This is a genomic window from Actinoplanes lobatus (assembly GCF_014205215.1).
Taxonomy (GTDB): Bacteria; Actinomycetota; Actinomycetes; order Mycobacteriales; family Micromonosporaceae; genus Actinoplanes; species Actinoplanes lobatus.
On the sequence record NZ_JACHNC010000001.1, the window covers coordinates 3,626,003 to 3,647,511 of the forward strand.

18 protein-coding genes are annotated in these 21,509 nt (G+C 71.8%); 6 read left to right on the plus strand and 12 right to left on the minus strand.

Annotated features, from left to right (window positions below; translation table 11 throughout):
* Positions 1–181 precede the first annotated feature (181 nt).
* Positions 182–1,135, minus strand: a complete 954-nt coding sequence (locus BJ964_RS17095) for an alpha/beta fold hydrolase (protein WP_188121585.1) — start codon at positions 1,133–1,135, stop codon at positions 182–184.
* A gap of 180 nt (positions 1,136–1,315) precedes the next feature.
* Between BJ964_RS17095 and BJ964_RS17100 the strand changes: the two genes are divergently transcribed.
* A complete protein-coding gene (locus BJ964_RS17100; protein ID WP_188121586.1) occupies positions 1,316–1,933 on the plus strand; it encodes a carbonic anhydrase in 618 nt (205 codons plus the stop codon).
* Between the two features lie 67 nt (positions 1,934–2,000).
* On the opposite strand, the gene BJ964_RS17105 is transcribed toward BJ964_RS17100, so the two are convergent.
* A complete protein-coding gene (locus BJ964_RS17105) occupies positions 2,001–2,327 on the minus strand; it encodes a hypothetical protein (RefSeq protein WP_188121587.1) in 327 nt (108 codons plus the stop codon).
* Between the two features lie 245 nt (positions 2,328–2,572).
* Between BJ964_RS17105 and BJ964_RS17110 the strand changes: the two genes are divergently transcribed.
* On the plus strand, positions 2,573–3,064 hold the full coding sequence (locus tag BJ964_RS17110) for a DUF3145 domain-containing protein (protein WP_188121588.1): 492 nt from the start codon (positions 2,573–2,575) through the stop codon (positions 3,062–3,064).
* 93 nt (positions 3,065–3,157) lie between these two features.
* The gene (locus BJ964_RS17115; RefSeq protein ID WP_188121589.1) at positions 3,158–4,885 is read left to right on the plus strand and encodes a glycoside hydrolase family 3 protein; all 1,728 of its coding nucleotides are present in this window, start codon (positions 3,158–3,160) and stop codon (positions 4,883–4,885) included.
* A 1,036-nt stretch (positions 4,886–5,921) separates the two neighbouring features.
* Here BJ964_RS17115 and BJ964_RS17120 read toward each other — a convergent pair.
* The 6 genes from BJ964_RS17120 to BJ964_RS17145 all read right to left on the minus strand — a co-directional run bounded on the left by BJ964_RS17120 (position 5,922) and on the right by BJ964_RS17145 (position 12,036).
* A complete protein-coding gene (locus BJ964_RS17120; protein WP_188126996.1) occupies positions 5,922–7,322 on the minus strand; it encodes a carboxyl transferase domain-containing protein in 1,401 nt (466 codons plus the stop codon).
* Positions 7,319–8,545, minus strand: a complete 1,227-nt coding sequence (gene fabF, locus BJ964_RS17125) for a beta-ketoacyl-ACP synthase II (protein WP_188121590.1) — start codon at positions 8,543–8,545, stop codon at positions 7,319–7,321. The genes BJ964_RS17120 and fabF overlap by 4 nt, the downstream gene beginning before the upstream one ends.
* A gap of 1 nt (position 8,546) precedes the next feature.
* Positions 8,547–8,789, minus strand: coding sequence for an acyl carrier protein (locus BJ964_RS17130; RefSeq protein WP_183226129.1), 243 nt, complete (start codon positions 8,787–8,789; stop codon positions 8,547–8,549).
* A 56-nt stretch (positions 8,790–8,845) separates the two neighbouring features.
* On the minus strand, positions 8,846–9,796 hold the full coding sequence (locus BJ964_RS17135) for a beta-ketoacyl-ACP synthase III (protein ID WP_188121591.1): 951 nt from the start codon (positions 9,794–9,796) through the stop codon (positions 8,846–8,848).
* A complete protein-coding gene (locus BJ964_RS17140; protein ID WP_188121592.1) occupies positions 9,793–10,722 on the minus strand; it encodes an ACP S-malonyltransferase in 930 nt (309 codons plus the stop codon). Before BJ964_RS17140 ends, BJ964_RS17135 begins: the two co-directional genes overlap by 4 nt.
* A 159-nt stretch (positions 10,723–10,881) precedes the next feature.
* Complete coding sequence (locus tag BJ964_RS17145; RefSeq protein WP_188126997.1) at positions 10,882–12,036, minus strand: PucR family transcriptional regulator; 1,155 nt, start codon at positions 12,034–12,036, stop codon at positions 10,882–10,884.
* Between the two features lie 325 nt (positions 12,037–12,361).
* On the opposite strand from BJ964_RS17145, the gene BJ964_RS17150 reads away from it, so the two are divergent.
* Together BJ964_RS17150 and BJ964_RS17155 are read left to right on the plus strand one after the other, a co-directional pair.
* On the plus strand, positions 12,362–12,586 hold the full coding sequence (locus BJ964_RS17150; protein ID WP_188121593.1) for a hypothetical protein: 225 nt from the start codon (positions 12,362–12,364) through the stop codon (positions 12,584–12,586).
* 68 nt (positions 12,587–12,654) lie between these two features.
* Positions 12,655–13,251, plus strand: coding sequence for a TetR/AcrR family transcriptional regulator (locus BJ964_RS17155; protein WP_188121594.1), 597 nt, complete (start codon positions 12,655–12,657; stop codon positions 13,249–13,251).
* Here BJ964_RS17155 and BJ964_RS17160 read toward each other — a convergent pair.
* The 4 genes from BJ964_RS17160 to BJ964_RS17175 all read right to left on the minus strand — a co-directional run bounded on the left by BJ964_RS17160 (position 13,232) and on the right by BJ964_RS17175 (position 18,990).
* The gene (locus BJ964_RS17160; RefSeq protein ID WP_188121595.1) at positions 13,232–13,894 is read right to left on the minus strand and encodes a hypothetical protein; all 663 of its coding nucleotides are present in this window, start codon (positions 13,892–13,894) and stop codon (positions 13,232–13,234) included. The two genes, BJ964_RS17155 and BJ964_RS17160, sit on opposite strands and share 20 nt — an antisense overlap.
* A 296-nt stretch (positions 13,895–14,190) precedes the next feature.
* Complete coding sequence (gene gltX / locus BJ964_RS17165; RefSeq protein WP_188121596.1) at positions 14,191–15,600, minus strand: glutamate--tRNA ligase; 1,410 nt, start codon at positions 15,598–15,600, stop codon at positions 14,191–14,193.
* Positions 15,601–15,677: 77 nt separating this feature from the next.
* Positions 15,678–18,416 carry a pyruvate dehydrogenase (acetyl-transferring), homodimeric type gene (aceE, locus tag BJ964_RS17170; protein WP_188121597.1) on the minus strand — a complete coding sequence of 913 codons (2,739 nt, stop codon included), beginning with the start codon at positions 18,414–18,416 and terminating at the stop codon, positions 15,678–15,680.
* A gap of 169 nt (positions 18,417–18,585) precedes the next feature.
* On the minus strand, positions 18,586–18,990 hold the full coding sequence (locus tag BJ964_RS17175; protein WP_188121598.1) for a secondary thiamine-phosphate synthase enzyme YjbQ: 405 nt from the start codon (positions 18,988–18,990) through the stop codon (positions 18,586–18,588).
* 186 nt (positions 18,991–19,176) lie between these two features.
* On the opposite strand from BJ964_RS17175, the gene BJ964_RS17180 reads away from it, so the two are divergent.
* Positions 19,177–21,420, plus strand: a complete 2,244-nt coding sequence (locus BJ964_RS17180; RefSeq protein WP_188121599.1) for a transketolase C-terminal domain-containing protein — start codon at positions 19,177–19,179, stop codon at positions 21,418–21,420.
* The last annotated feature ends 89 nt before the right edge of the window (positions 21,421–21,509 follow it).

The following is a 21,509-nucleotide window of genomic DNA, read 5'->3' on the forward strand; positions in this document are numbered from 1 at the left end:
GTTCTCCCTCTCATGGCGCACCACCAAAGCGCGCTCGGCGCGAAGGGGGCAATCGAACTTACTCCTACGCCCGGGTCCGCGTCGAACGACCCCGGCGGTCACCCCGTGGTCGGAACTTCCCAGGATCCTCGCCGAAACCCCACGAGATGTGTATTTCCGGAGGAAACGATCGACGTGGGCATTAGGCGGCGCGGGAGCAGCGGCTCGGGCGCGTCAGCGCGCGACGGGCCCGCTTGGCGTCCCGGGCGGCCCGGCGGACGATCGCGACCAGCGCCTCCGACACCTCCGCCGGCCGCTCCAGCGGGAGCATGTGCCCGGCCCCGGCCAGCACGGTCAGCTCGGCCCCGGTGAGCGCCCCGGCGATCGACTCCGCGCAGGCCGGCGGGGTGAGCCGGTCCCGGTCGCCGACCAGCACGGTGGTCGGCATCCCGCTCAGCTCGGCCAGCGTGTCCAGCCGCAGTTGGGCGCCGATCGACTCGCGGAAGCCGCCGATCGACCGCAGCGGCGCCCGGCCCAGGCTGCGCATGGTCAGCAGCATGGCCTCCTCGGCGCAGTCGTCACCGAAGAGCAGCCAGCGCAGGGCCGGCCGCAGGGCAGGCAGCACGGCCCGGTGCGGGCGCCAGGTGCCGGAGCGGGCGAGCAGCCCCGCCCCGAAGGTCTCACCGGCCCGCAGCACGTTGGCCAGGCTGACGGGTAGCCCGTACCGGGTGTGGGTGTGGCCCTCGGCGGTGGTCGAGACCAGGAGCAGGCCGGCCACCCGCGCGGCGAACTCACCGGGATGGCGGTGGGCGTACTCCATGATCGTCATCCCACCCATCGAATGCCCGGCCAGAACGACCGGGCCGGTTGGCGCGCAGCGGCGAATCACCTCGGCCATGTCGTCGCCGAGCCGGGCCAGCGTGGCCTCGCGCAACCGGGTGGCGCCGGAGCGGCCGTGGCCGCGGGTGTCGAAGGCGATCACCCGTGGAGCCCGGCGGCCCATTCCGGCGAGAGCGGTGATCTGGTGCATCCAGGTCCGGCGGTCGAGGCACCAGCCATGCGCCAGCACCACGGTGACCTGGGCGTCCTGGGGGCCGGAGATCGACACATGCAGCTTGACGCCGTCGGTCGTGGTGATCTCGGAACGCGTCTGCATGGGTACCTCCGTGATGGTCACGGTCCCCGCTTACCCACGGGTAATAATCATCACTCGCGATCATCGCGATTACCAGCGTGTTTCGATCCAATTTCCGGCTGACGGGGGCCGGAAGCCTCTGGACCGTGAGTTAGCTCGCAAACACTGTTGCGAACCGCCGGGCCGACGAGAATCACCACCATGACGGCCACTCGCGATGCCCAGGTCAGCACGCCCGCAGCCGCCTTGAGCGAGCTCATCTCAGGCAACAAACGTTTCGTATACGGCCACCCCCGCTACGGCCACGACGTCGCCCAGGCGGCGGCCACGGCGCAGGGGCAGAAGCCGCACTCGCTGGTGTTCGGATGCATCGACTCCCGGGTTCCTCTGGAGGCGATCTTCGACCAGTCGTTCGGCTCGATCTGTGTGGCCCGTTCGGGCGCGCACGTGCTGGACCGTTCGCTGGTCGGCTCGATCAACTTCGCGGTGGCCGAGCTGGGCGTCTCGCTGATCCTGGTGGTCGGGCACAAGCGCTGTGGCGCGGTGCACGCCACCGTGCAGGCACTGCGGGACGGCGCCACCCCGGGCAGCGACTCGGGCTCGGTCGGCTATCTGGTCGACGAACTGGCGCCGGCCGTGCAAGAGGTGGGCCTGGACGACGAGGACGCCGCGGAGAAGGCGGTCCGCAAGCACGTCGCGCGTACGGCGGAGCGGCTGCGCGAGAACCCGGACCTGGCCGGGGAGATCGCCGCCGACCGGGTCCGGGTGGTCGGCGCCGTCTACGACCTGGACAGCGGATGGGTCGAATTCCTCGACTGATCTTGTGCTGATCATGCGAAAAGGCGCCTCCCGGGAAAACCGGGAGGCGCCTTTTCGATGCGCTTGCTCAGCCCTCGAAGACGCCGGCGTCGACGAGCCGCTTCTCGATGTCGGCCCAGCCGTGCTCCGGGTTCACGGTGTGCAGGCTGGTCAGCTCGGCACGGATCTTGGCACCGTGACCGGCGGCCGTCAGCACCCGGATCTCCTCGACGAACGCGTCCGAGTTGGTCGAGAGGTGCGTGGTCTTGCCGTTGGTCAGGTTGCGCACGTACGCGAAGCGGCCGTTGGCGAGCGGGATGAGGTACTTGTACTCACCGAGCACGCTGAGGGCGCCACCCGCACCCTGGCCGGCGCGGACTGATGCGCGGGCAGTCTTTGAAGTGTTGCTCGCCACGGCGGTACTCCTTGAAGGAAAGCTGAAAAGGCAGAAAAAAGGCCGTGGCAACTCTACACGACGGCGACCCGACCATACCGTCAGAGCTGGTAACAGCGTTGGGCAGGGTATGCCACTACGGCTGCTCCCATAGTCGATGTTGCGGATTCTCTGGCGCACCGTCCGTACCACCCGGCATCATGGGACACGATCAACCGCGGTCGAGGTCGTAGGGGAAGACGCACCTCGGTCTCCGGGAGGTCACCGTGCCAACGTGTGGCGTCGTATACGTCCACTCGACCCCACTCGCCGTGTGCCAGCATGTCGAGTGGGCGATCGCGCGCGTCCTGACCGCGCCGGTCAATCTGCAATGGACCGTGCAACCGGTCGATCCGAGCATGCGCCGAGCCGAGTGCAGCTGGACCGGTCGCGCCGGTACTGGCGCCGAGCTGGCTGCTGCCCTGCGACAGTGGCCCATGATCCGATTCGAGGTCACCGAGGAACCCAGCCCGGGTGTCGACGGGGAGCGGTTCATGCACGTCCCCGGCCGTGGGCTGTTCCACGGGGCGATGGGCGCTTCGGGTGACATCCAGATCGGTGAGGACCGGCTGCGCGCCATCATGTCCTCGGTCCGTGCGCCCGAGGCGCTGTCGCATGCGCTGGAGAAGGCGCTGGGCACCGCCTGGGACGTCGAGCTGGAGCCCTACCGCTACGCCGGTGACGGCGCGCCGGTGACACTGCTCACCCGGGTCGGCTGAGCGTTTGCACCCGGCGACCAGGACAAACCCGCCTGAACCATGCCCAAAATGCGGGTGGGGGTCAAGTAGCGACGTTTGCCGTGAACTGGTTCGATGGCGATCGTGAAGAGTCTGTCGCGCGCCCTCGCCGTACCTCTGCTCATGCTTCTCGGAGCATGTGGCGACGAGCCGGCGCCGACCCCGGCCGCGACCGGATCCGTCCCGCCCGCGGCGAGCGCCCCGCCGTCCGCGGCCGCCGGGCCGGCCGGCGACCCGGCCGCGCGGGCCGCCGAGGTGGTCGCCCGGCTCAGCGACGAGGACCTGGCCGGGCAGGTGCTGATGCCCTACGCCTACGGCAGCTCGGCCACCACGGTCGACCCGGACAACGCGAAGGCCAACCAGGGCCTGGCCGGCGTCGACACCCCGGCCGAGATGATCACGAAGTACCGGCTCGGCGGCCTCATCCTGGTCGGATTCGCCGTGGACGACCCGACCAGCAAGACCAACCCCACCACCAACGTGGAGAACCCGAAGCAGGTCCGCGAGCTCACCACCGGGCTCCAGCAGGCGGCCGCGAAACTGCCCGCCACGGCGCCGCTGATGATCGGCATGGACCAGGAGTACGGCGTCGTCACCCGGGTCGCCGACGGGGTCACCATGCTGCCGTCCGCGCTGGCGTTCGGCGCCGCCCGGAAACCGGCCCTCACCGAGGCGGCCTGGCACGCCGCCGGCGAGGAGCTCGCCGCGATGGGCGTCACCGTCGACTTCGCCCCGGTCGCCGACACGCTGAACACCGGCGGCGGGGGCGTGATCGGATCACGCTCCTTCGGCAGCGACGCCAAGGTGAACGCCGGACAGGTCGCCGCCGCGGTCCGCGGCCTCCAGTCGGCCGGGGTCGCCGCGACGCTCAAGCACTTCCCGGGCCACGGTCACACCACCGCCGACAGCCACAGCGAGCTGCCACTGATCGGCCAGAGCCGTGGGACGTGGGAGACGCAGGACCTGCCGCCGTTCCGCTCCGGGATCGACGCGGGCGCCGGCCTGGTCATGTCCGGCCACCTGAACCTGGCCTCGGTCGACAAGGGCGTCCCGGCCACCTTCTCCCACAAGATCATGACCGAGGTGCTGCGCGGCCGGCTCAAGTTCACCGGCGTGGCCGTCACCGACGCCATGAACATGGCCCCCGCCAAGAAGTGGCCGGCCGGCGAGGCGGCCGTGCGGGCCCTCAACGCCGGCAACGACATGCTGCTCATGCCACCGGACATCGGCGCGGCCCGGGACGGCATCCTGGCCGGCCTGAAGACCGGCAGCCTCAAGCGGGAACGCCTCACCGAGGCGGTCACCCGCATCCTCACCCTCAAGTTCACGACCGCGCTCACCCCGCAGCCGGACCTCGCGGTGATCGGCTCCGCGGCCCACGAGAAGGCCGTCGCCGCCGCCGATGCCGCCGCCGTCACCATCCTGCGCGGCCGGTGCGCCGGGCCGCTGACCACCGGGCCCGTCTCGGTCACCGCCCCGGCCAGCCGCGAGGTCGCCCGGACCAACCTGGTCAAGGCCCTCCAGGCGGCCGGCGTCCCGGTCCAGACGTCCGGCGGCACGGTCATCCACCTGGCCGGCTACGGCGACCAGCGGGTCGACCTCGACGACCGGGCGGCGATCACCGTGATGATGGACTCACCCGGCCTGCTCGCGTCGGCCACCTCGCCGACGCTGATCGCCACCTACTCGTCGAGCAGACTCTCCATGGAGGCGCTCGCCGCGGTGATCGCCGGAAAGGCCACGGCGCCGGGCCGGTCACCCATCGCGGTCGGCAAACTCCCCCGGACCGCCTGCGCCGCATAAACCTTTCCGGTACGGGTCCCCCGCCCTCCGCCGAAATTCCCCGTCCCGCCCGCTCCACGCGATCGTCTGCCGGGTCCAGCCTGTGCCGCGCCCACCGGGCTGAGCTCGGTGGTCCCGCCGAATCACTCAGCCCCCGCGGCCGCTTACGCCGAGCGGGTGGTCCCGGTCCGGCTTCCCCACCACGCGCCCCGCCGGCCCGCGGCCGTAGCGCCGGCCAGGCCGAGTGGGTGGTCCCGGTCCGGCTTCCCCACCACGCGCCTCGCCGGCGATCTTGGGCGATGGTTGCTTTCGGGCCGATCTTGGTTCCTGGTTGCTGTCCGGGCGGAGTCAACCATTACCCATGATCTATTTCTGGGGGATCTTGGATTATCGGATGCGCCAAGCAGCGGTGGGAAAACGTCCAAGGTCGCGGGGTGCGGAAGCGTAGCCCGGGAGGCGCGGAAGGGTAACGGCAGACGCACGCCCCGCCAGGCGCGACCTTGGACGATCGGCCACCCGCAGCGGTGGGGAAACGTCCAAGGTCGCGGGGTGCGGAAGCGTAGCCCGGGAGGCGCGGAAGGGTAACGGCAGACGCACGCCCCGCCGGGCACGATCTTGGACGATCGGCCACCCGCAGCGGTGGGGAAACGTCCAAGGTCGCGGGGTGCGGAAGCGTAGCCCGGGAGGCGCGGAAGGGTAACGGCAGACGCACGCCCCGCCGGGCACGATCTTGGACGATCGGCCACCCGCAGCGGTGGGGAAACGTCCAAGGTCGCGGGGTGCGGAAGCGTAGCCCGGGAGGCGCGGAAGGGTAACGGCAGACGCACGCCCCGCCAGGCGCGACCTTGGACGATCAGCCACCCGCAGCGGTGGGGAAACGTCCAAGATCGCGGGGTGTGGGAGGGGTGGGAGGGGTGGGAGGGGTGGGAGGGGTGGGAGGGGGCAGCGGCTTGCGTGGCTGGGCTGGGCGGGGTCGATGTGGTTGGGGCGGCGTCACGCGTACCGGGAACGGGGTTGGGAAGGCCGTTGATCGCCGTGGGTGAGGGGCGCGCGGGGTTCAGAGGGGGATGCTGCCGTGGGCGCCCCGGCCGGCGGGGGCGGCGGCCAGGGCCAGCGCGATGCGGCGGCGGGTGTGGGTGGGGGGTATGACCGCGTCGACCACGCCGATCTCCACCGCCCGGTCGATGCCGCCGGTCTGGGCCGACTCGTGGGTGGCCAGCTGGTCGCGGAGGTGGGCGCGCCGGGCGGGTGGGGTGGCGGCCAGGCGTTTGCGGTGCAGGACGTTGACCGCGGCCTCGGGGGTGAGGGCCGCCACCTCGGCGGTGGGCCAGGCGAAGACGGCGGTGGCGCCCAGGGCGCGGGAGTTCATGGCGATGTACGAGCCGCCGTAGGCCCGGCGGGTGACCAGGGTGACGCGGGGTACCACCGCGTCGGCGAAGGCGTGCAGCAGCTTGGCGCCGCGGCGGACCACGCCGTCCCCGTCGTGGCCCGGGCCGGGCAGGTAGCCGGGGGTGTCGGCCAGGACGATCAGCGGGACGGCCAGGGCATCGCACATCCGGACGAAGCGGGCGGCCTTCTCGGCGGCTCCGGCGTCCAGGGAGCCGTCCAGGACCAGCGGGTTGTTGGCCACCACGCCGACCGTACGGCCGGCGAAACGGCCCAGGACGGTGACGATGTTCGGCGCCCAGTCGGCGTGCAACTCTGTGCCGGCGGCGTCGAGCAGGGCCAGGATCAGGGGCTTCACGTCGTAGGGCAGGTCCGGGCCGGAGGGTAGAAGAGCGTCCGGGGAACCGCCGCCGCGGCTGCCGAGGGTTACGTCGTCGGGGGAGAGGCGGCCCTGACGGCCCAGCAGGAGGACCATCTCGCGGGTCCGGGCGAGGGCTTCGGCGTCGGTCGCGGCGGTGAGGTGGACGACCTCGGAGCCGGCGGCGCCGGCCGGGCCGGAAGGGGTGTCGTCGGCCGGGCCGGAAGGGGCGTCGCCGGTCGCGAGGACCCGGCCTGCCCGGCTCGCGATCACGATGTCGGTGAGGGCGGGACCGTATGCGGCGCTGCCGAGCGCCGGGCCGAGTACCGCGGAGATCTGCGGCACCCGGCCGGACGCCCGGACCATGGCCGCGAAGACCTGGCCGGCGCCGTCCAGCGCGACCACGCCCTCGGCCAGGCGGGCGCCGCCGGAGTGCCAGAGGCCGGCGACCGGGACGCGGTCGCGGACCGCGGTGTCGATCGCCGTGACGATGCGCCGGCAGCCGGCCAGGCCCAGTGCGCCGCCCATCCGGGTGACGTCGGTGGCGAAGGCGACCGCCGGTGTCCCGTCGACCTGGCCGCGCCCGTACAGCACGCCCGAGTCGTCCCTCGCCGCCAGCAGCCGGAGCGTGCCGCGGTCGAAGAGCGTCTTGAGCCGTTGTTCCGGGTCGCGGTGGTCGACGGGACCGGGGTGACCGGAGGGGATCAGCGTCAGGCCTTGGTGAAGATCAGTGCCACGTTGTGGCCGCCGAAGCCGAACGAGTTGTTCATCGCCGCGCGGATGTCCGCGGCCCGGGCCTTGTGGGCCGCGACCTCCAGGTCGAGGCGCTCGTCGGGTTCGTCGAGGTTGATCGTCGGAGGGATGATGCCGTCCCGGAGGGCCAGGATGGTGGCGATCGACTCGAGCGCGCCGGCCGCGCCGAGCAGATGGCCGGACATCGACTTGGTCGACGTCAGGATGGGGTGCGTCCCGACGGATGCCTTGATGCCCTTGATCTCGCCCATGTCGCCGACCGGGGTCGAGGTGGCGTGGGCGTTCACGTGGTGGATGTCGGCTCCGGTCAGACCGGCGTCCTGGATGGCCATCCGCATGGCGCGGATGCCGCCCCGGCACTCCGGGTCGGGCTGGACGATGTCGTACCCGTCCGAGGTGATGCCCGCACCGGCGAGCCGCGCGTAGATCCGGGCGCCACGGGCCACGGCGTGATCGGCCCGCTCCAGGATCAGCGCGCCCGCGCCCTCACCGAGGACGAAGCCGTCCCGGTTCTTGTCCCACGGGCGGGACGCCTTCTCCGGCTCGTCGTTGCGGGTCGACATGGCCCGCATCGAGGCGAAACCGGCGAGCGGCAGCGGGTGCACCACGGCCTCGGTGCTGCCGGCCACCACCACGTCGGCCCGGCCGGCGCGGATCAGGTCGAGCCCGAGCGCGACCGCCTCGGCGCCGGTGGCGCAGGCGCTGGCCATGGCCCGGACACCGGCGCGGGCGCCGAGTTCCAGGCCGATGTACGCGGCCGGTCCGTTCGGCATGAGCATCGGTACGGTGTGCGGGCTGACCCGCCGCGGCCCCGACTTCTCCAGGATGTCGTCCTGTTCGAGGGTGGTGATCGCACCCCCTATGCCGGTGCCGTAGCTGACCGCGAGGCGTTCCGGGTCGAGCCCCGAGTCGGCCAGGCCGGAGTCGGCCCAGGCCTCCTTCGCCGCGATCAGCGCCATCGCCTCGGCCCGGTCCATCCGGCGCAGCTTGACCCGCTCGATGACCTCGATGGGCTCGACGGCGAGCTGGGCGGCGATGCGGACCGGGAGTTGGCCGGCCCACTCCTGGGTGAGCGGACTCACCCCGGAGCGGCCGGCGAGCATTGCGTCCCAGGTGGACGCGACGTCCCCGCCCAGCGGGGTCGTCGCGCCGAGCCCGGTGACGACGACGTCTACGGTGCTCATGTCAGTGGTTCGCCTCGATGTAGCTGACGGCGTCGCCGACGGTCTTGAGGTTCTGCACCTCGTTGTCGGGGATCTTGACGCCGAACTTCTCCTCGGCGGCCACCACGACCTCGACCATGGACAGCGAGTCGACGTCCAGGTCGTCGGTGAAGGACTTCTCCTCGGCGACGTCGTCCGGGTTCACCCCGGCGACCTCCTCGAGGATCTCGGCGAGGCCGGAGGTGATCTCTGTGCGAGTTGCCATTGTGGGAATCTTTCCTCTCGATGGTGCGGTTTGGCGACGGTCAGGTGACGTCCGTGCTAAGGGCAGCGGACGACCTGGCCGGCGTAGGTGAGGCCACCGCCGAAGCCGAACAGCAGCACCGGCGCCCCGGAGGGCACCTCCCGCCGCTCGATCAGCTTCGACAGGGCCAGCGGGACGCTCGCCGCGGACGTGTTGCCCGACTCGACGAGGTCCTTGGCGACGATCACGTCCGGGCCCAGGCCGAGCCGCTTGACGATGCCGTCGATGATCCGGGTGTTGGCCTGGTGCGGGACGAAGGCGGCCAGCTCGGACGGCTCGATGCCGGCCCGCTTGCAGACCTCGATCGCGAACGGCGCGAGCGCGGTGGTGGCCCAGCGGAAGACCGTCTGGCCCTCCTGCTTGATGTAGGGCTGCCAGCCCGCGATGGTCAGGGCGTCGCCCTTGTCCGGGGCGGAACCCCACAGCACCGGGCCGATCGCGGCCTCCTCGCCGTCCGGGACGGCGCTGACCACGGCCGCGCCCGCCGCGTCGGCGAACAGGACGGCGGTGGTGCGGTCCGACCAGTCGACCACGTCGGAGAGCTTCTCGGCGCCGATGACCAGGGCGTTGCGGGTCGCGCCGGCACGGATCGCGTGGTCCGCGGTGCCCAGCGCGTACGAGAAGCCGGAGCAGGCGGTGTTCAGGTCGAAGGCGGCCGGGGCGGCGATGCCGAGCCGGGCCGCGACCCGGGTCGCCACGTTCGGGCAGCGGTCGACCGCTGAGCAGGTGGCGACCACGACCATGTCGATGTCGGCCGCGGTGAGCCCGGAGGCGGCGAGCGCCTTCTCCGCCGCCCAGGTGGCCATGTCGGCGACCGACTCGGTGCCGGCGATCCGGCGCTCGGCGATGCCGACCCGGTCCCGGATCCACGCGTCGTTGGTGTCCAGCGTACGGGCCAGGTCGTCGTTCGTGACCACGCGCGAGGGCTGGTAGTGCCCCATCGCGACAATGCGGGAACCCGCGGTCATCGTGTTTCTCCTTCGTGCCGGGCGATCAGATCGAGAGCGGCGGGCAGGTCGTCCGGGGTGTTGAGTGTGACGATCTCCGGGGCGCCGTCGCCCTTGAGTTCGCGCTTGACCAGGCCCGCGAGGGTGCCGGCGGGGGGCAACTCGATGATGCCCGTGACGCCGAGCTCCTTGAGGGTGCGCATGCACAGGTCCCAGCGGACCGGGGCGGTGACCTGGCGGACCAGGCGCTGGATGATCTCCGCGCCGTCCGTCACCGCCGCGCCATCGGAGTTCGACAGCAGGGTTCGGACCGGATCATGCGCGACAACCTTACCCGCGGCGGTGGCCAGAACGGCCTCGGCGGAAGCCATGTAGGGGGTGTGGAACGCGCCCGCTACGGGTAGCGCGATGACCCGCACCCGGGCCGGCGGCTCGGCGGCGAACTCGGCGAGGGCGGGCAGCGCGCCGGCGGCGACGATCTGGCCGGCGCCGTTGCGGTTGGCCGGGTGCAGGCCGTGCTTCTCGATCGCGGCGACCACCTCCTCGGGGTCGCCGCCGAGGACCGCGCTCATCCCGGTCGGCTCGAGGGCGCAGGCGGCGGCCATCTCCCGGCCGCGGATCCCGGCCAGGGTGATCGCGTCCTCCGGCGACAGCACGCCGGCCAGTGCGGCCGCGCCCAGCTCGCCGACGCTGTGGCCGGCGACCACCCGGACACCGGCCGGCGGCAGGTGCGCACCGGCCAGCAGGGCGGCGGCGACCAGCAGCGGCTGGGTCCGCGCGGTGTCCTTGATCTCGTCGGCCCCGGCCTCGGTGCCGAGATGAACCAGGTCGACGCCGGCGAGCGCGGACCATCCACGGAGACGGGACTCCGCGTCCGGGAGGTCGAGCCAGGGAGTCAGGAAGCCGGGCTTCTGCGAGCCCTGGCCTGGCGAGAGTACGGCGAGCACGTCTTCGACTCTTCCGGATCGGAGGCCTTTGCGCGGTAGCCGGGCACGACCAAACCCTACGACCAGCGTTGTAGGGTTCCTACAAAACAGGGGTCTACTTGGGCAACTTTCACCCCATTCATGACTACCGCGATCGTGTCTGATGGTGCGAGATCCGGCTCACGTTCCGGGATCGAGGCGTCCCACGGTGAGGGCCATCCGCAGGGCGAAGGCGTCCCGGCCGTCCAGCGGGGAGAGGGCGGTGACCTCGGCGACCCGGCGCAGACGGTAGCGGACGGTGTTCGGGTGGACGTAGAGCTCGCGGGCCGCGCTCTCCAGCACCCCGCCGGAGGCGAAGAACGCGTCCAGGGTCTCCAGCAGGCCGCTGCCGGCCCGGGTCAGCGCCCCGAAGACGTCGTGGCGCAGCTTGCGTCGGGCGTCCATGTCCCCGGAGAGGGCGCGCTCCGGCAGCAGGTCGTCGGCGGCCACCGGGGACGGCGCCCCGGGCCAGGCCGGCGCGGCCCGGAAACCGGCCAGCGCGGCGCGCGCCGACTCGGTGGCCTGGTCCAGGGACGGCACGGCCGGGCCGACCACCACCGGGCCCTCACCGAACCCGCCGCCGAGCGCGGACGCGGCCGCCACCGGGTCGGTGGCGCCGCCGACCACGACCACCAGACGGTCGCCGTGCACGCCGGCGATCACCTCGAGCCGGGCGCGGCGGGCGGCCCGGTAGACGGCGTGCAGCACCGCGGTGATGTCGCCGCCGGGGGAACGGCCCACCACCACGGCCACCGGCGGCGCGTCCGCCCAGCCGAGTGCGGCGGCCCGGCTGGCCAGCACGTCCGACGAGTCGCCGCGCAGCAGGGCGTCCACCAGCAGGGCCTGGAGCCGGGCGTCCCAGGCGCCACGGGACTCGGCGGCCCGCGCGTAGACCCGGGCCGCGGAGAACGCGATCTCCCGGGAGAAGCGCAGGATCGCCTGGATCAGGGCCTCGTGCTCGGCCGGCTCGGCGAAACCGGGCACCTCGGCCTCGGCCACGTCGACCGTCACCTTGATCAGCTGGACGGTGTGGGTCAGCGTGATCACCCGGGCCAGCGCCCGGGGCGCGGCGGCGAACACCTCGTCGGAGATCTCGGTGCTGGCGGCGACCGTGCCGCCGGAGCGCAGCCACTCGACGAGCGACCGGACGCCGGCCTGTGCGACGAGCATCACCCAGGAGCGCTGGTCGGCCGGGAGCGCCCGGAACCACGGCAGCGTCTCATCCATGCGGGCCACGGCGGCGCTGGCGAGCGCGCCGGCGTGCCGTTCGATCCGGCGCAGAGTGCCGGGGAGCAGCGGATTCCCCGGCGTCTCCGGTCGCCCCGAAGGCGCGGGAGTGGCGCCGGTCTCAGTTTCTGCCACGGGCACAGCGTGCCACGGCGCCCCGGGTGTCCGGCATCCGGATGACAGGTGACGGAAGCGGAGACGGCATGCATCTTAGGGGTTTTTATGACATTTGACCGGCGTAGCGGTGCGCCTCTCCCCCGATTTCGGTCGGTGACCTGGCAAGGTGTCGGACTAGTGCGCTCCGGGCCGGGGTTAACGCCGGGCGTCACAGTGCCGATGAGGAAGCGGTGCCGGGAGCAGCCCGGCGCCGTGGGTATGTGATCGAGGAGGCGAGATGATGGAACGGGACGACGCGTTCGCGTACACCGACAGGGATCCCGCCCTCGACGACCTGCCGGCAGTGCCGCCGGCCGACGAGGAGCAGATCATCGACCCGGGCACGGGACGGGTCGGATGCCGTACCGAGCTGCGCGGCTGGGCCGGGGCCCACCTGCACGGCGCGGTCCGCCCACGCCGCCGGGCCGCCGGGCGGGGACGCCCACCGGGCCGCTGGTGCTGAGTCTCGTACGGGTGAGTGGCGGGCGCGTTTCCCCGTCCTGAGGGCCCCGGCCTGGTCAGGTGGAAACGGTGGACGACAAGAGACGGCAGATCCTCGACCAGGCCCTCGCGCTGGTCGACGAGCGCGGGCTGGCCGCCATGTCGATGCGGGCGGTGGCCGAACGGGTCGGGCTCACCTCGATGGCGCTCTACCCGTACGTCGGGGGGAAGGACGCCCTCCTCGACGGGCTGGTGGATCTGCTGCACCTGGAACTGGGTGCGGCGTTCGGCGACGACCTCGCGAGCATCGGCTGGCGGCAGCGGCTGTGCGCGCTGGGCCGGGCGGTCCGCTCGCTGGCGCGGGCCCATCCCAGCGCCTTCCCCCTGCTGCTGAACCGCTCCGCGGCCGGCCCGTCGGCGGCCTGGCTCACCGGAGCGCTCCAGGGCGTCCTGAGCGACGCCGGGGTGCCCGGGCCGGACGTGCCCCGGATCGCCCGGATGATCTGCGCCTTCCTGCTCGGCTACACGACCGGCGAGGTCACCGGCGGGCTGCCCGGATCGACCCCGGAAATGCTGGAGGGCGCCGCCGAGTTCGACGCCGACCTGGAGGACCTGGTCCGCCTGGTGGAGAACTCGGCAGCGCCCGCCACCGTTCAGGAGAGCGCGATCACACTCGGCGGCGAATGAGGAACGCCATGCCCGCCAGACCGGTCAGGATGACCAGCAGGACCGCGCCGTTGAGCAGGAACAGCCGGCGCATCTCGGTGAACATCTCGGACATCTCCTCGACCGGGTTCACCTCGGCCCGGAGATCCTCCCCGACACCGCCGCCGATGCCGCCGTGCACCACGTCCGGTTTGGTCTCCAGCGGGGCGCCGCCGAGCCGCAGCGCCTCCGGCATGGACATCCGGCCGTAGAACCAGCCCTCGGCCTTCTTCCCGGACGGCTGCTTGGCCGGCCGGTGCGCCCGTGGGCCGCCGGCGGCCAGCGGGTACAGGTGGTAGATCTGGTTCGGCGCGTCCTTGACCAGCAGGGTCACCGTGTATTTCGGCCCCAGCTTCGCCGCCTTCGGCGCCGACGTCGACGCCGTGGCCGTGGCGAGCCAGCCGACCTCGCTGACCAGCATCTCGAAGAGCTTCGGCCGCTCGTCCTCGCGGACCAGGATCGGCTCCGGGATGTCCGTGCCGGTGAGCTGCAGCGCCGTCGGCTTCGGTGGCGCCTTCGGCGCGGCCCGCACCGCGCCCGGTGCCGCCCCGACCGCCAGCGCGAGCGCCACGGCAATCGCCGTCGCCGCTGACGCCAGCCTCCTGATCGTCGTCCCCCGCACCATCCGACCTCCCCGCCCGTGGATGGACATGGCCCCACTCAACCTGCTGCTCGTGCCCGGCGGTGGAACCGCGCACGGCCCAGGCCTCCAGCCTTCCCGGACACCGGCCCGGCCGCATCTCGAGGCAGGGTGAATTGGAGCCATGTGGGGGATGGCCGCGGAGACGGAACGGCCGTTGATCAGCGGCCGAATAGTACCCACCCCGCGCAAACGGCGGGGGTGGTGGTCACCCTCGTGACGGAGAGCATCACCGATTTCGGCGACCGCCTGTGGCAGCCGGCCGCCGAATACGGTAGGCGTCAGCTCAGGCGTGCACGAGCTGCGGAGATGCGAGCCAGCGTACGCTCGCGGCCGAGCAGCTCGATCGACTCGAACAGCGGCAGGCCGACCGTGCGGCCGGTCACCGCCACCCGTACCGGTGCCTGAGTCTTGCCCAATTTGAGACCTCGCGCCTCACCGACCTGCTCGAGCGTGGTCTTGAGCGCCTCGGCCGACCAGTCGGGCAGGGCGGCGAAGGCGGCCGCCGTGCCGTCCAGGATGTCGTCCGCGCCGTCCTTCATCGCCTTCGCCCAGGACGCCTCGTCGTGCACCGGCTCGTCGAGGAAGAGGAAGTCGACGTTGTCGACGATCTCGGCGAGCACCCCGATCCGGGTCTGGGCGAGTGGGGCGATCGTGGCGAACACGCTCGCGTCGAAGGCGGCCGGCGACCACGGCGGGGCCGGGATCGTCTCGGTGCCGGTCAGCCACGGCGCGCACACCTGGGTGAACTCGCTCACGGTCAGGGCCCGGATGTACTCCCCGTTGAAGGCGCGCAGCTTCTTGACGTCGTAGAAGGCCGGGGCGTGGTTGACGTCCTCGATCCGGAACTCCTCCTCGATCACCGACCACGGGACGATCTCCCGGTCGCCGGTGGGCGCCCAGCCGAGCAGCATCAGGTAGTTGCGCATGGCGGCGGCCAGGTAGCCCTCGTCCCGGTACTGCTCGAGAGCGACCTTGTCGCGGCGCTTGGACAGCTTCTGCCGCTTCTCGTTGACGATCACCGGGACGTGGCCCCAGACCGGCGGCGTGGCGCCCAGCGCCTCCCACAGCAGCTGCTGCTTCGGGGTGTTGGGCAGGTGCTCCTCGGCGCGGAACACGTGGGTGATGCCCAGGCTCATGTCGTCGACCACGTTGGCCAGCAGGAAGACCGCCGAGCCGTCGCTGCGGGCGATGACGAAGTCCTCGATCAGCCGGTTCTCGAAGGTGGGCTTGCCGCGGACCAGGTCCTCGACCACCGTCTCGCCCTCGTCGGGGGTACGGAAACGCAGCGCGCGGCCCTCGCCCGGGCCGAGTGCCCGCTCCCGGCAGAAGCCGTCGTAGCCGGTGTGCTTGTTGCCCGAGCGGGCCACCACGTCGTCGCGGGTGCAGTCGCAGTAGTACGCCCGGCCCTCGCCGTACAGCCGGGTGGCGGCGGCGGTGTGATCGGCCGCGTAGGAGGACTGGAAGTGGGGACCCTCGTACGCCCCGCGTTCGATGCCGATCCAGTCGAGCGCCGAGATGATGCCCTCGGTCCACTCGGGCCGGTTACGGGCTGCGTCGGTGTCCTCGATCCGGAGCACGAAGACACCGCCGTGCTGCTGGGCGTAGATCCAGTTCTGCAGCGCGGTGCGGGCGCCGCCCACGTGGAACATGCCGGTCGGAGAGGGAGCGAAGCGTACGCGAACAGTCACCGCCCCAGACTACCGACGTGGACGAGTGAGTTACGGGGAAGGGCCCGCGCTCGGAGCCGAACGCGGGCCCGGCCCTCTTAGGAGTCGCCGCCGGTCTCGCCGACCGGAGCCGCGTTGACGTCGTCGATCGCGTACTTCTTGGCCGCCTCGGCCGGAACGTGCGCCGGCACCAGGCCACGCAGCGCCAGCTCGCGCAGCGTCGCCACGGTGACCGACTCGCCGTCCACGTGGAAATGGCGGCGCAGGGCGTGCCGGGTGTCGCTCATGCCGAACCCGTCGGTGCCCAGCGAGGTGTAGCCGTTCGGCACCCAGCGGGCGATCAGGTCGGGCACCGCCCGCATCCAGTCGCTGACCGCCACCGACGGACCCTCGGTCGCCTCCAGCTTCTGCTGGATGTACGGCTTGCGCGGGGTGTCGCCCGGGTGCAGCAGGTTGTGCTCCTCGGCCTCGATGGCGTCGCGGCGCAGCTCGGTCCAGGAGGTGACCGACCAGACGTCGGCGCTCACCCCCCAGTCCTGGGCGAGCAGCTCCTGAGCCTTGAGTGCCCACCGCATGCCGGTGCCGGAGGCGAGCAGCTGCGCCTTCGGGCCGTCCTCGAGCGAGCTCTCGTTGAACCGGTAGATGCCCTTGAGCAGGCCCTCGGTGTCGAGGCCGGCGGGTTCGGCGGGCTGGATCGCCGGCTCGTTGTAGATGGTGAGGTAGTAGAAGATGTTCTCCTGCTTCTCGCCGTACATGCGGTGCAGGCCGTGCTCCATGATGTGGGCGATCTCGAACCCGAACGCGGGGTCGTAGGCCACCACGGCCGGGTTGGTCGCCGCGATCAGCAGCGAGTGCCCGTCCTCGTGCTGGAGGCCCTCACCGTTGAGCGTGGTCCGGCCGGCGGTGGCGCCGAGCAGGAAGCCGCGGGTCATCTGGTCGGCGGCCGCCCACAGCTCGTCGGCGGTGCGCTGGAACCCGAACATCGAATAGAAGATGTACAGCGGGATCATCGGCTCGTCGTGCGTCGCGTACGACGTGCCGGCCGCGATGAAGCTCGCCGTGGAGCCCGCCTCGTTGATGCCCTCGTGCAGGATCTGGCCGTCCGTCGACTCCTTGTAGGACAGGAACAGCTCCCGGTCCACGGAGGTGTAGGTCTGGCCGTGCGGCGAGTAGATCTTCTTGGTCGGGAAGAGCGAGTCCATGCCGAAGGTCCGGGCCTCGTCCGGGATGATCGGCACCCAGCGGGCCCCGAACTCCTTGTCCCGCATGAGGTCCTTGAGCAGGCGGACGAACGCCATCGTGGTGGCGATCTTCTGCTTGCCGCTGCCGCCCTTGAGGCCGCTGAACGCCTTCGACTCCGGGATCGCCAGCGACTTCGCCTTGGTCCGCCGGGTCGGGATCGACCCGCCCAGCTCACGGCGGCGCTCGATCATGTACTGGTACTCGTCGGACTTCTCGCCGGGGTGGTAGTACGGCGGGAGGTACGGGTTCTCCTCGAGCTGCTTGTCGCTGATGTCGAGGTAGAGGCGGTCCCGGAAGCCCTTCAGGTCCTCCAGGGTCAGCTTCTTCATCTGGTGGGTGGCGTTGCGGGCCTCGAAGTGCGACCCGAGCGTCCAGCCCTTGACCGTCTTGGCCAGGATCACGGTCGGCTGGCCGGTGTGCTCGGTGGCCGCCTTGTACGCCGCGTACAGCTTGCGGTAGTCGTGCCCGCCGCGCTTCAGGTTCCAGATCTCGTCGTCGGTCATGCCGTCGACGAGCTTGCGGGTCCGCGGGTCGCGGCCGAAGAAGTGCTCCCGCACATAGGCCCCGGACTCGCCCTTGTAGGTCTGGTAGTCGCCGTCGGGCGTCACGTTCATCAGGTTGACCAGCGCGCCGTCGGTGTCACCGGCGAGCAGGCCGTCCCACTCGCGGCCCCAGACCACCTTGATCACATTCCATCCGGCGCCGCGGAAGAAGGCCTCCAGCTCCTGGATGACCTTGCCGTTGCCGCGCACCGGGCCGTCGAGGCGCTGGAGGTTGCAGTTGACCACGAAGGTGAGGTTGTCCAGCTCCTCGCGGGCGGCCAGGCCGATCGCGCCGAGCGACTCGACCTCGTCCATCTCGCCGTCGCCGAGGAACGCCCAGACGCGCTGCTGGCTGGTGTCCTTGATGCCGCGGTTGTGCAGGTAGCGGTTGTACCGGGCCTGGTAGATCGCGTTCAGCGGGCCGAGACCCATGCTGACCGTCGGGAACTCCCAGAAGTTCGGCATGAGGCGCGGATGCGGGTACGACGGGAGGCCGCCACCCGGGTGCGACAGCTCCTGCCGGAAACCGTCGAGCTGGTGGGTGGTGAGCCGGCCCTCGAGATAGGCCCGCGCATACATACCCGGGGAGGCGTGGCCCTGGTAGAAGATGTGGTCGCCACCGCCCGGGTGGTCCTTGCCCCGGAAGAAGTGGTTCATGCCGACCTCGTAGAGGCTGGCGCTCGACGCGTACGTCGAGATGTGACCGCCGACGCCGATCTCCGGGCGCTGCGCCCGGTGCACCAGCATCGCCGCGTTCCACCGGATGTAGGCCCGGATCCGCCGCTCGACGAACTCGTCGCCGGGGAACCAGGGCTCACGCTCCGGCGGGATGGTGTTGATGTAGTCGGTGGACGTCAGTGGCGGAACGCCGACCTGTCGCTCCCGGGCCTTCTCGAGAAGGCGCAACATCACATAACGGGCTCTTTTCGCGCCTCGTTCGTCGATGACTCCGTTGAGCGACTCGACCCATTCGTTGGTCTCTTCAGGGTCGATGTCGGGAAGCTGGCTCGGCAGGCCATCGCTGATCACCGGGCGCTTGCGCTCCGTGGCCACAGGCAATCCTCTAGGTGTGAGTGACGGGATCCGTGCGACCCAAGGTGGCGAATCGCTCGGAATAGGTCTCCATCCTGCCCCCTCACGGTGTGACTCGTCACGCCTACCGGCCGTCTCAGCGATGCTCGACACAGGTACTGACCAGTAACTTTGTGACCCGGCGGGGACGTCAGCCCTTGACGAACGAGAAACGCACCTGACGGGACGGATTGTCGCCGTTCGGGTCGACCAGGCAGATCGACTGCCACGTGCCGAGCGCGATCTGGCCGTCGATCACCGGCAGGGTGGCGTACGGCGCGATCCACGCCGGAAGGACATGGTCCCGGCCGTGACCCGGAGAGCCGTGCCGGTGCTGCCACCTGTCGTCGGTGGGCAGCAGTTCGCCGATCGCGGTCAGCAGGTCGTCGTCCGAGCCGGCCCCGGTCTCGATGATCGCCACGCCGGCGGTCGCGTGCGGGACGAAGACGTGCAGCAGGCCGTCCTTCTCGGACTGGACGAACCGGGCCGCCTCCCGGGTGATGTCCGTGACGGTGGGCGAGCGGCCGGTCCGGACGGTGATCACTTCGGTGCGCATCCGCCGAGCCTAGGTGTAAAGATCGAGCACCAGGAACACCGCCGCCGTGCAGAGCAGCCAGCCCATGCATCGGGCGGCGGCCAGGGCGGCGGCCGACAAGATCATGTCACTGAGTACACCATCGGGTGACGCCATGTGTGCGTAGATCGAACTTTCTCGCAGTGGCACGGCTGGCGCGGGTCGGGAATGCTGAACTCCGTGACCACTCCGCAAAGCCTCGACGAGCGGTTCCGCGATGCGGTCTCGGCCCTTCGGCCACCGGAGTCCGGGCGTGCCCCCGGCGATCCGGTCCGCGACGGCAGCACCCTGACCGGCGCCCGTGCCCGGGACCTCTTCGACGCCCAGCTCACCAGCCGCCACCTCGACCTCGCCGCGCGCTGGCTGCGCAGCTTCAACGAGGGCTTCCACACCGGCGGGTCGGCCGGCCACGAGGGCAACGCCGCGGTCGCCGCGGCGCTGCGCGCCGACGATCCGGCCCTCCTGCACCATCGATCATCGGCCTTCTATTGCGTACGGGCGGCGAGCACCGCCGGGGGAGGCCCCCCGGACGCGTCCCGGCGGCTCGAGGAAGCCGCCCGCGACATCCTGCGGGGTGTGGTCGCCTCGGTCCGCGACCCGATCACCGGCGGCCGCGACAAGATCTTCGGCAACCCGGCGCTGCACCTCATCCCGGCGCTCTCGGCCGGCGGCGGCCACCTGCCCCGGGCGGCCGGGCTGGCGCACGCCCTCACCCGGCCCGGAGGAACCGCCCCGTGGCCGGAGGACGCCATCGTGGTGGCCTCCTTCGGCGACGGCGCGACGGCCCGCCCCGGCGCGTCGGTCGCCCTCGACACGGCCGGCCGGCTCGGGCACGCCGGGCAGCCGGCGCCACTGCTGCTGATCTGCGAGGACGACGCCCCCGGCGGGGCCGGCCCGGACGGCTGGGTGGCCGGCGTGCTGCGCGGCCGACCAGGCCTGCGGTACTCGTTCGCCGACGGATGCGACCTGGCGGCGGCGTACGACGCGGCGGCCGAGGCGACCGAGTTCGTCCGCCGCGAGCGCCGCCCCGCCGTGCTGCACCTGGCCACCCTGCACCTGCTCGGCCTGCCCGGCGACCCCGATCCCGGCGACAGCCTGGACCGCGACCCGCTGATCGGCACCGCCCGGCTGCTCGTCGAGGCCGGCCTGCTCGGCCCGGACGAGGTGATCACCCGGTACGACGAGGTCGGCTGGCAGGTCCGCAAAGCCGCCGAGGAGGTGCTCGGCGAACCGAAACTCGCCTCGACGGGTGAGGTCGTCGCCTCGCTCGCGCCGCGCCGTCCGCTGCGGGTCGCGCACGCCGTCGCCGAGGCGGCCGGGCACGCCCTCGGCGCCGGGGTGCCCACCCGCCTGCGCGCCTTCGGCGGCCGCCTCCCCGAGGACGCCGGGCCGATGACCCTGGCACAGGCCATCGGCGCCACCCTCACCGACGCCCTGCTGGCCGGCCCCGGCACGCTGGTCTTCGGCCCCACGGTCACCCGCGGCGGACGGCACGGCGTCACCACCGGCCTCTCCGAGCACGCCGCCGACCGGGTCTTCGACAGCCCGCCGGACGCCACCACGATCCTCGGGCTGGCCCTCGGCGCCGGGCTCGCCGGGCAACTGCCGGTGCCCGAGCTCGACGGCCTGGCCGCCCTGCACAGCGCCATGGAGCAGCTGCGGTCCGAGGCGGCCACCATGGCGTACCTGTCGGCCGGCGCCTACCGCAACCCGCTGGTGCTGCGCGTGCCCGGGCTCGCCCAGCCGTACGGGATCGGGGGTCACCTGGACAACGACAACGCGCTCGCCGCGCTCCGGGAGATCCCCGGTCTCGTGGTCGCGGCCCCCGCGCGGGCCGCCGACGCGGCGCCGATGCTGCGCTCCTGCATCGCCGCGGCGGAGGTCGACGGCAGCGTCTGCGTCTTCCTCGAGCCGGCCGCCCTCTACCAGACGAGGGACCTCTATCAACAAGGCGACAACGAGTGGCTGGCGCCCTATCCGGCCCCCGGCGGATGGGCCGAGGAGCACGTGCCGATCGGCCGCGCGCGGATCTACGGGCTGGGCACCGCGCAGGACCTGACCATCGTGACGTACGGCAACGGCGTCCGGATGTCGCTGCGGGTCGCCGCACAGCTGGCCGCCGAGGGGTACGGCTCCCGGGTCGTCGACCTCCGGTGGCTGAACCCGCTGCCCACGGCCGATCTGCTGCGTGAGGCCGCGGCCACCGGGCGGGTGCTCATCGCCGACGAGACACGGCGCTCCGGAGGGGTCGGCGAGGGGGTGCTGGCAGCCCTGGTCGATGGGGCTTTTGTCGGTTCCGTACGCCGGGTGGCGGCCGCCGACGTGCCGGTTCCGCTAGGTCCCGCCGCCCAGCAGGTCTTGGTAGGAGAGGATGCCATCACACAGGGTGCCCACGCCCTGCTGGCACGGTAAATTGCCACACACTCGGTGCGCCACTTGCGTACCGGCCCCGGAATGTGTGGACTACCCCCAGGTTCCGGAACATTTTTGACGGCTAGGAG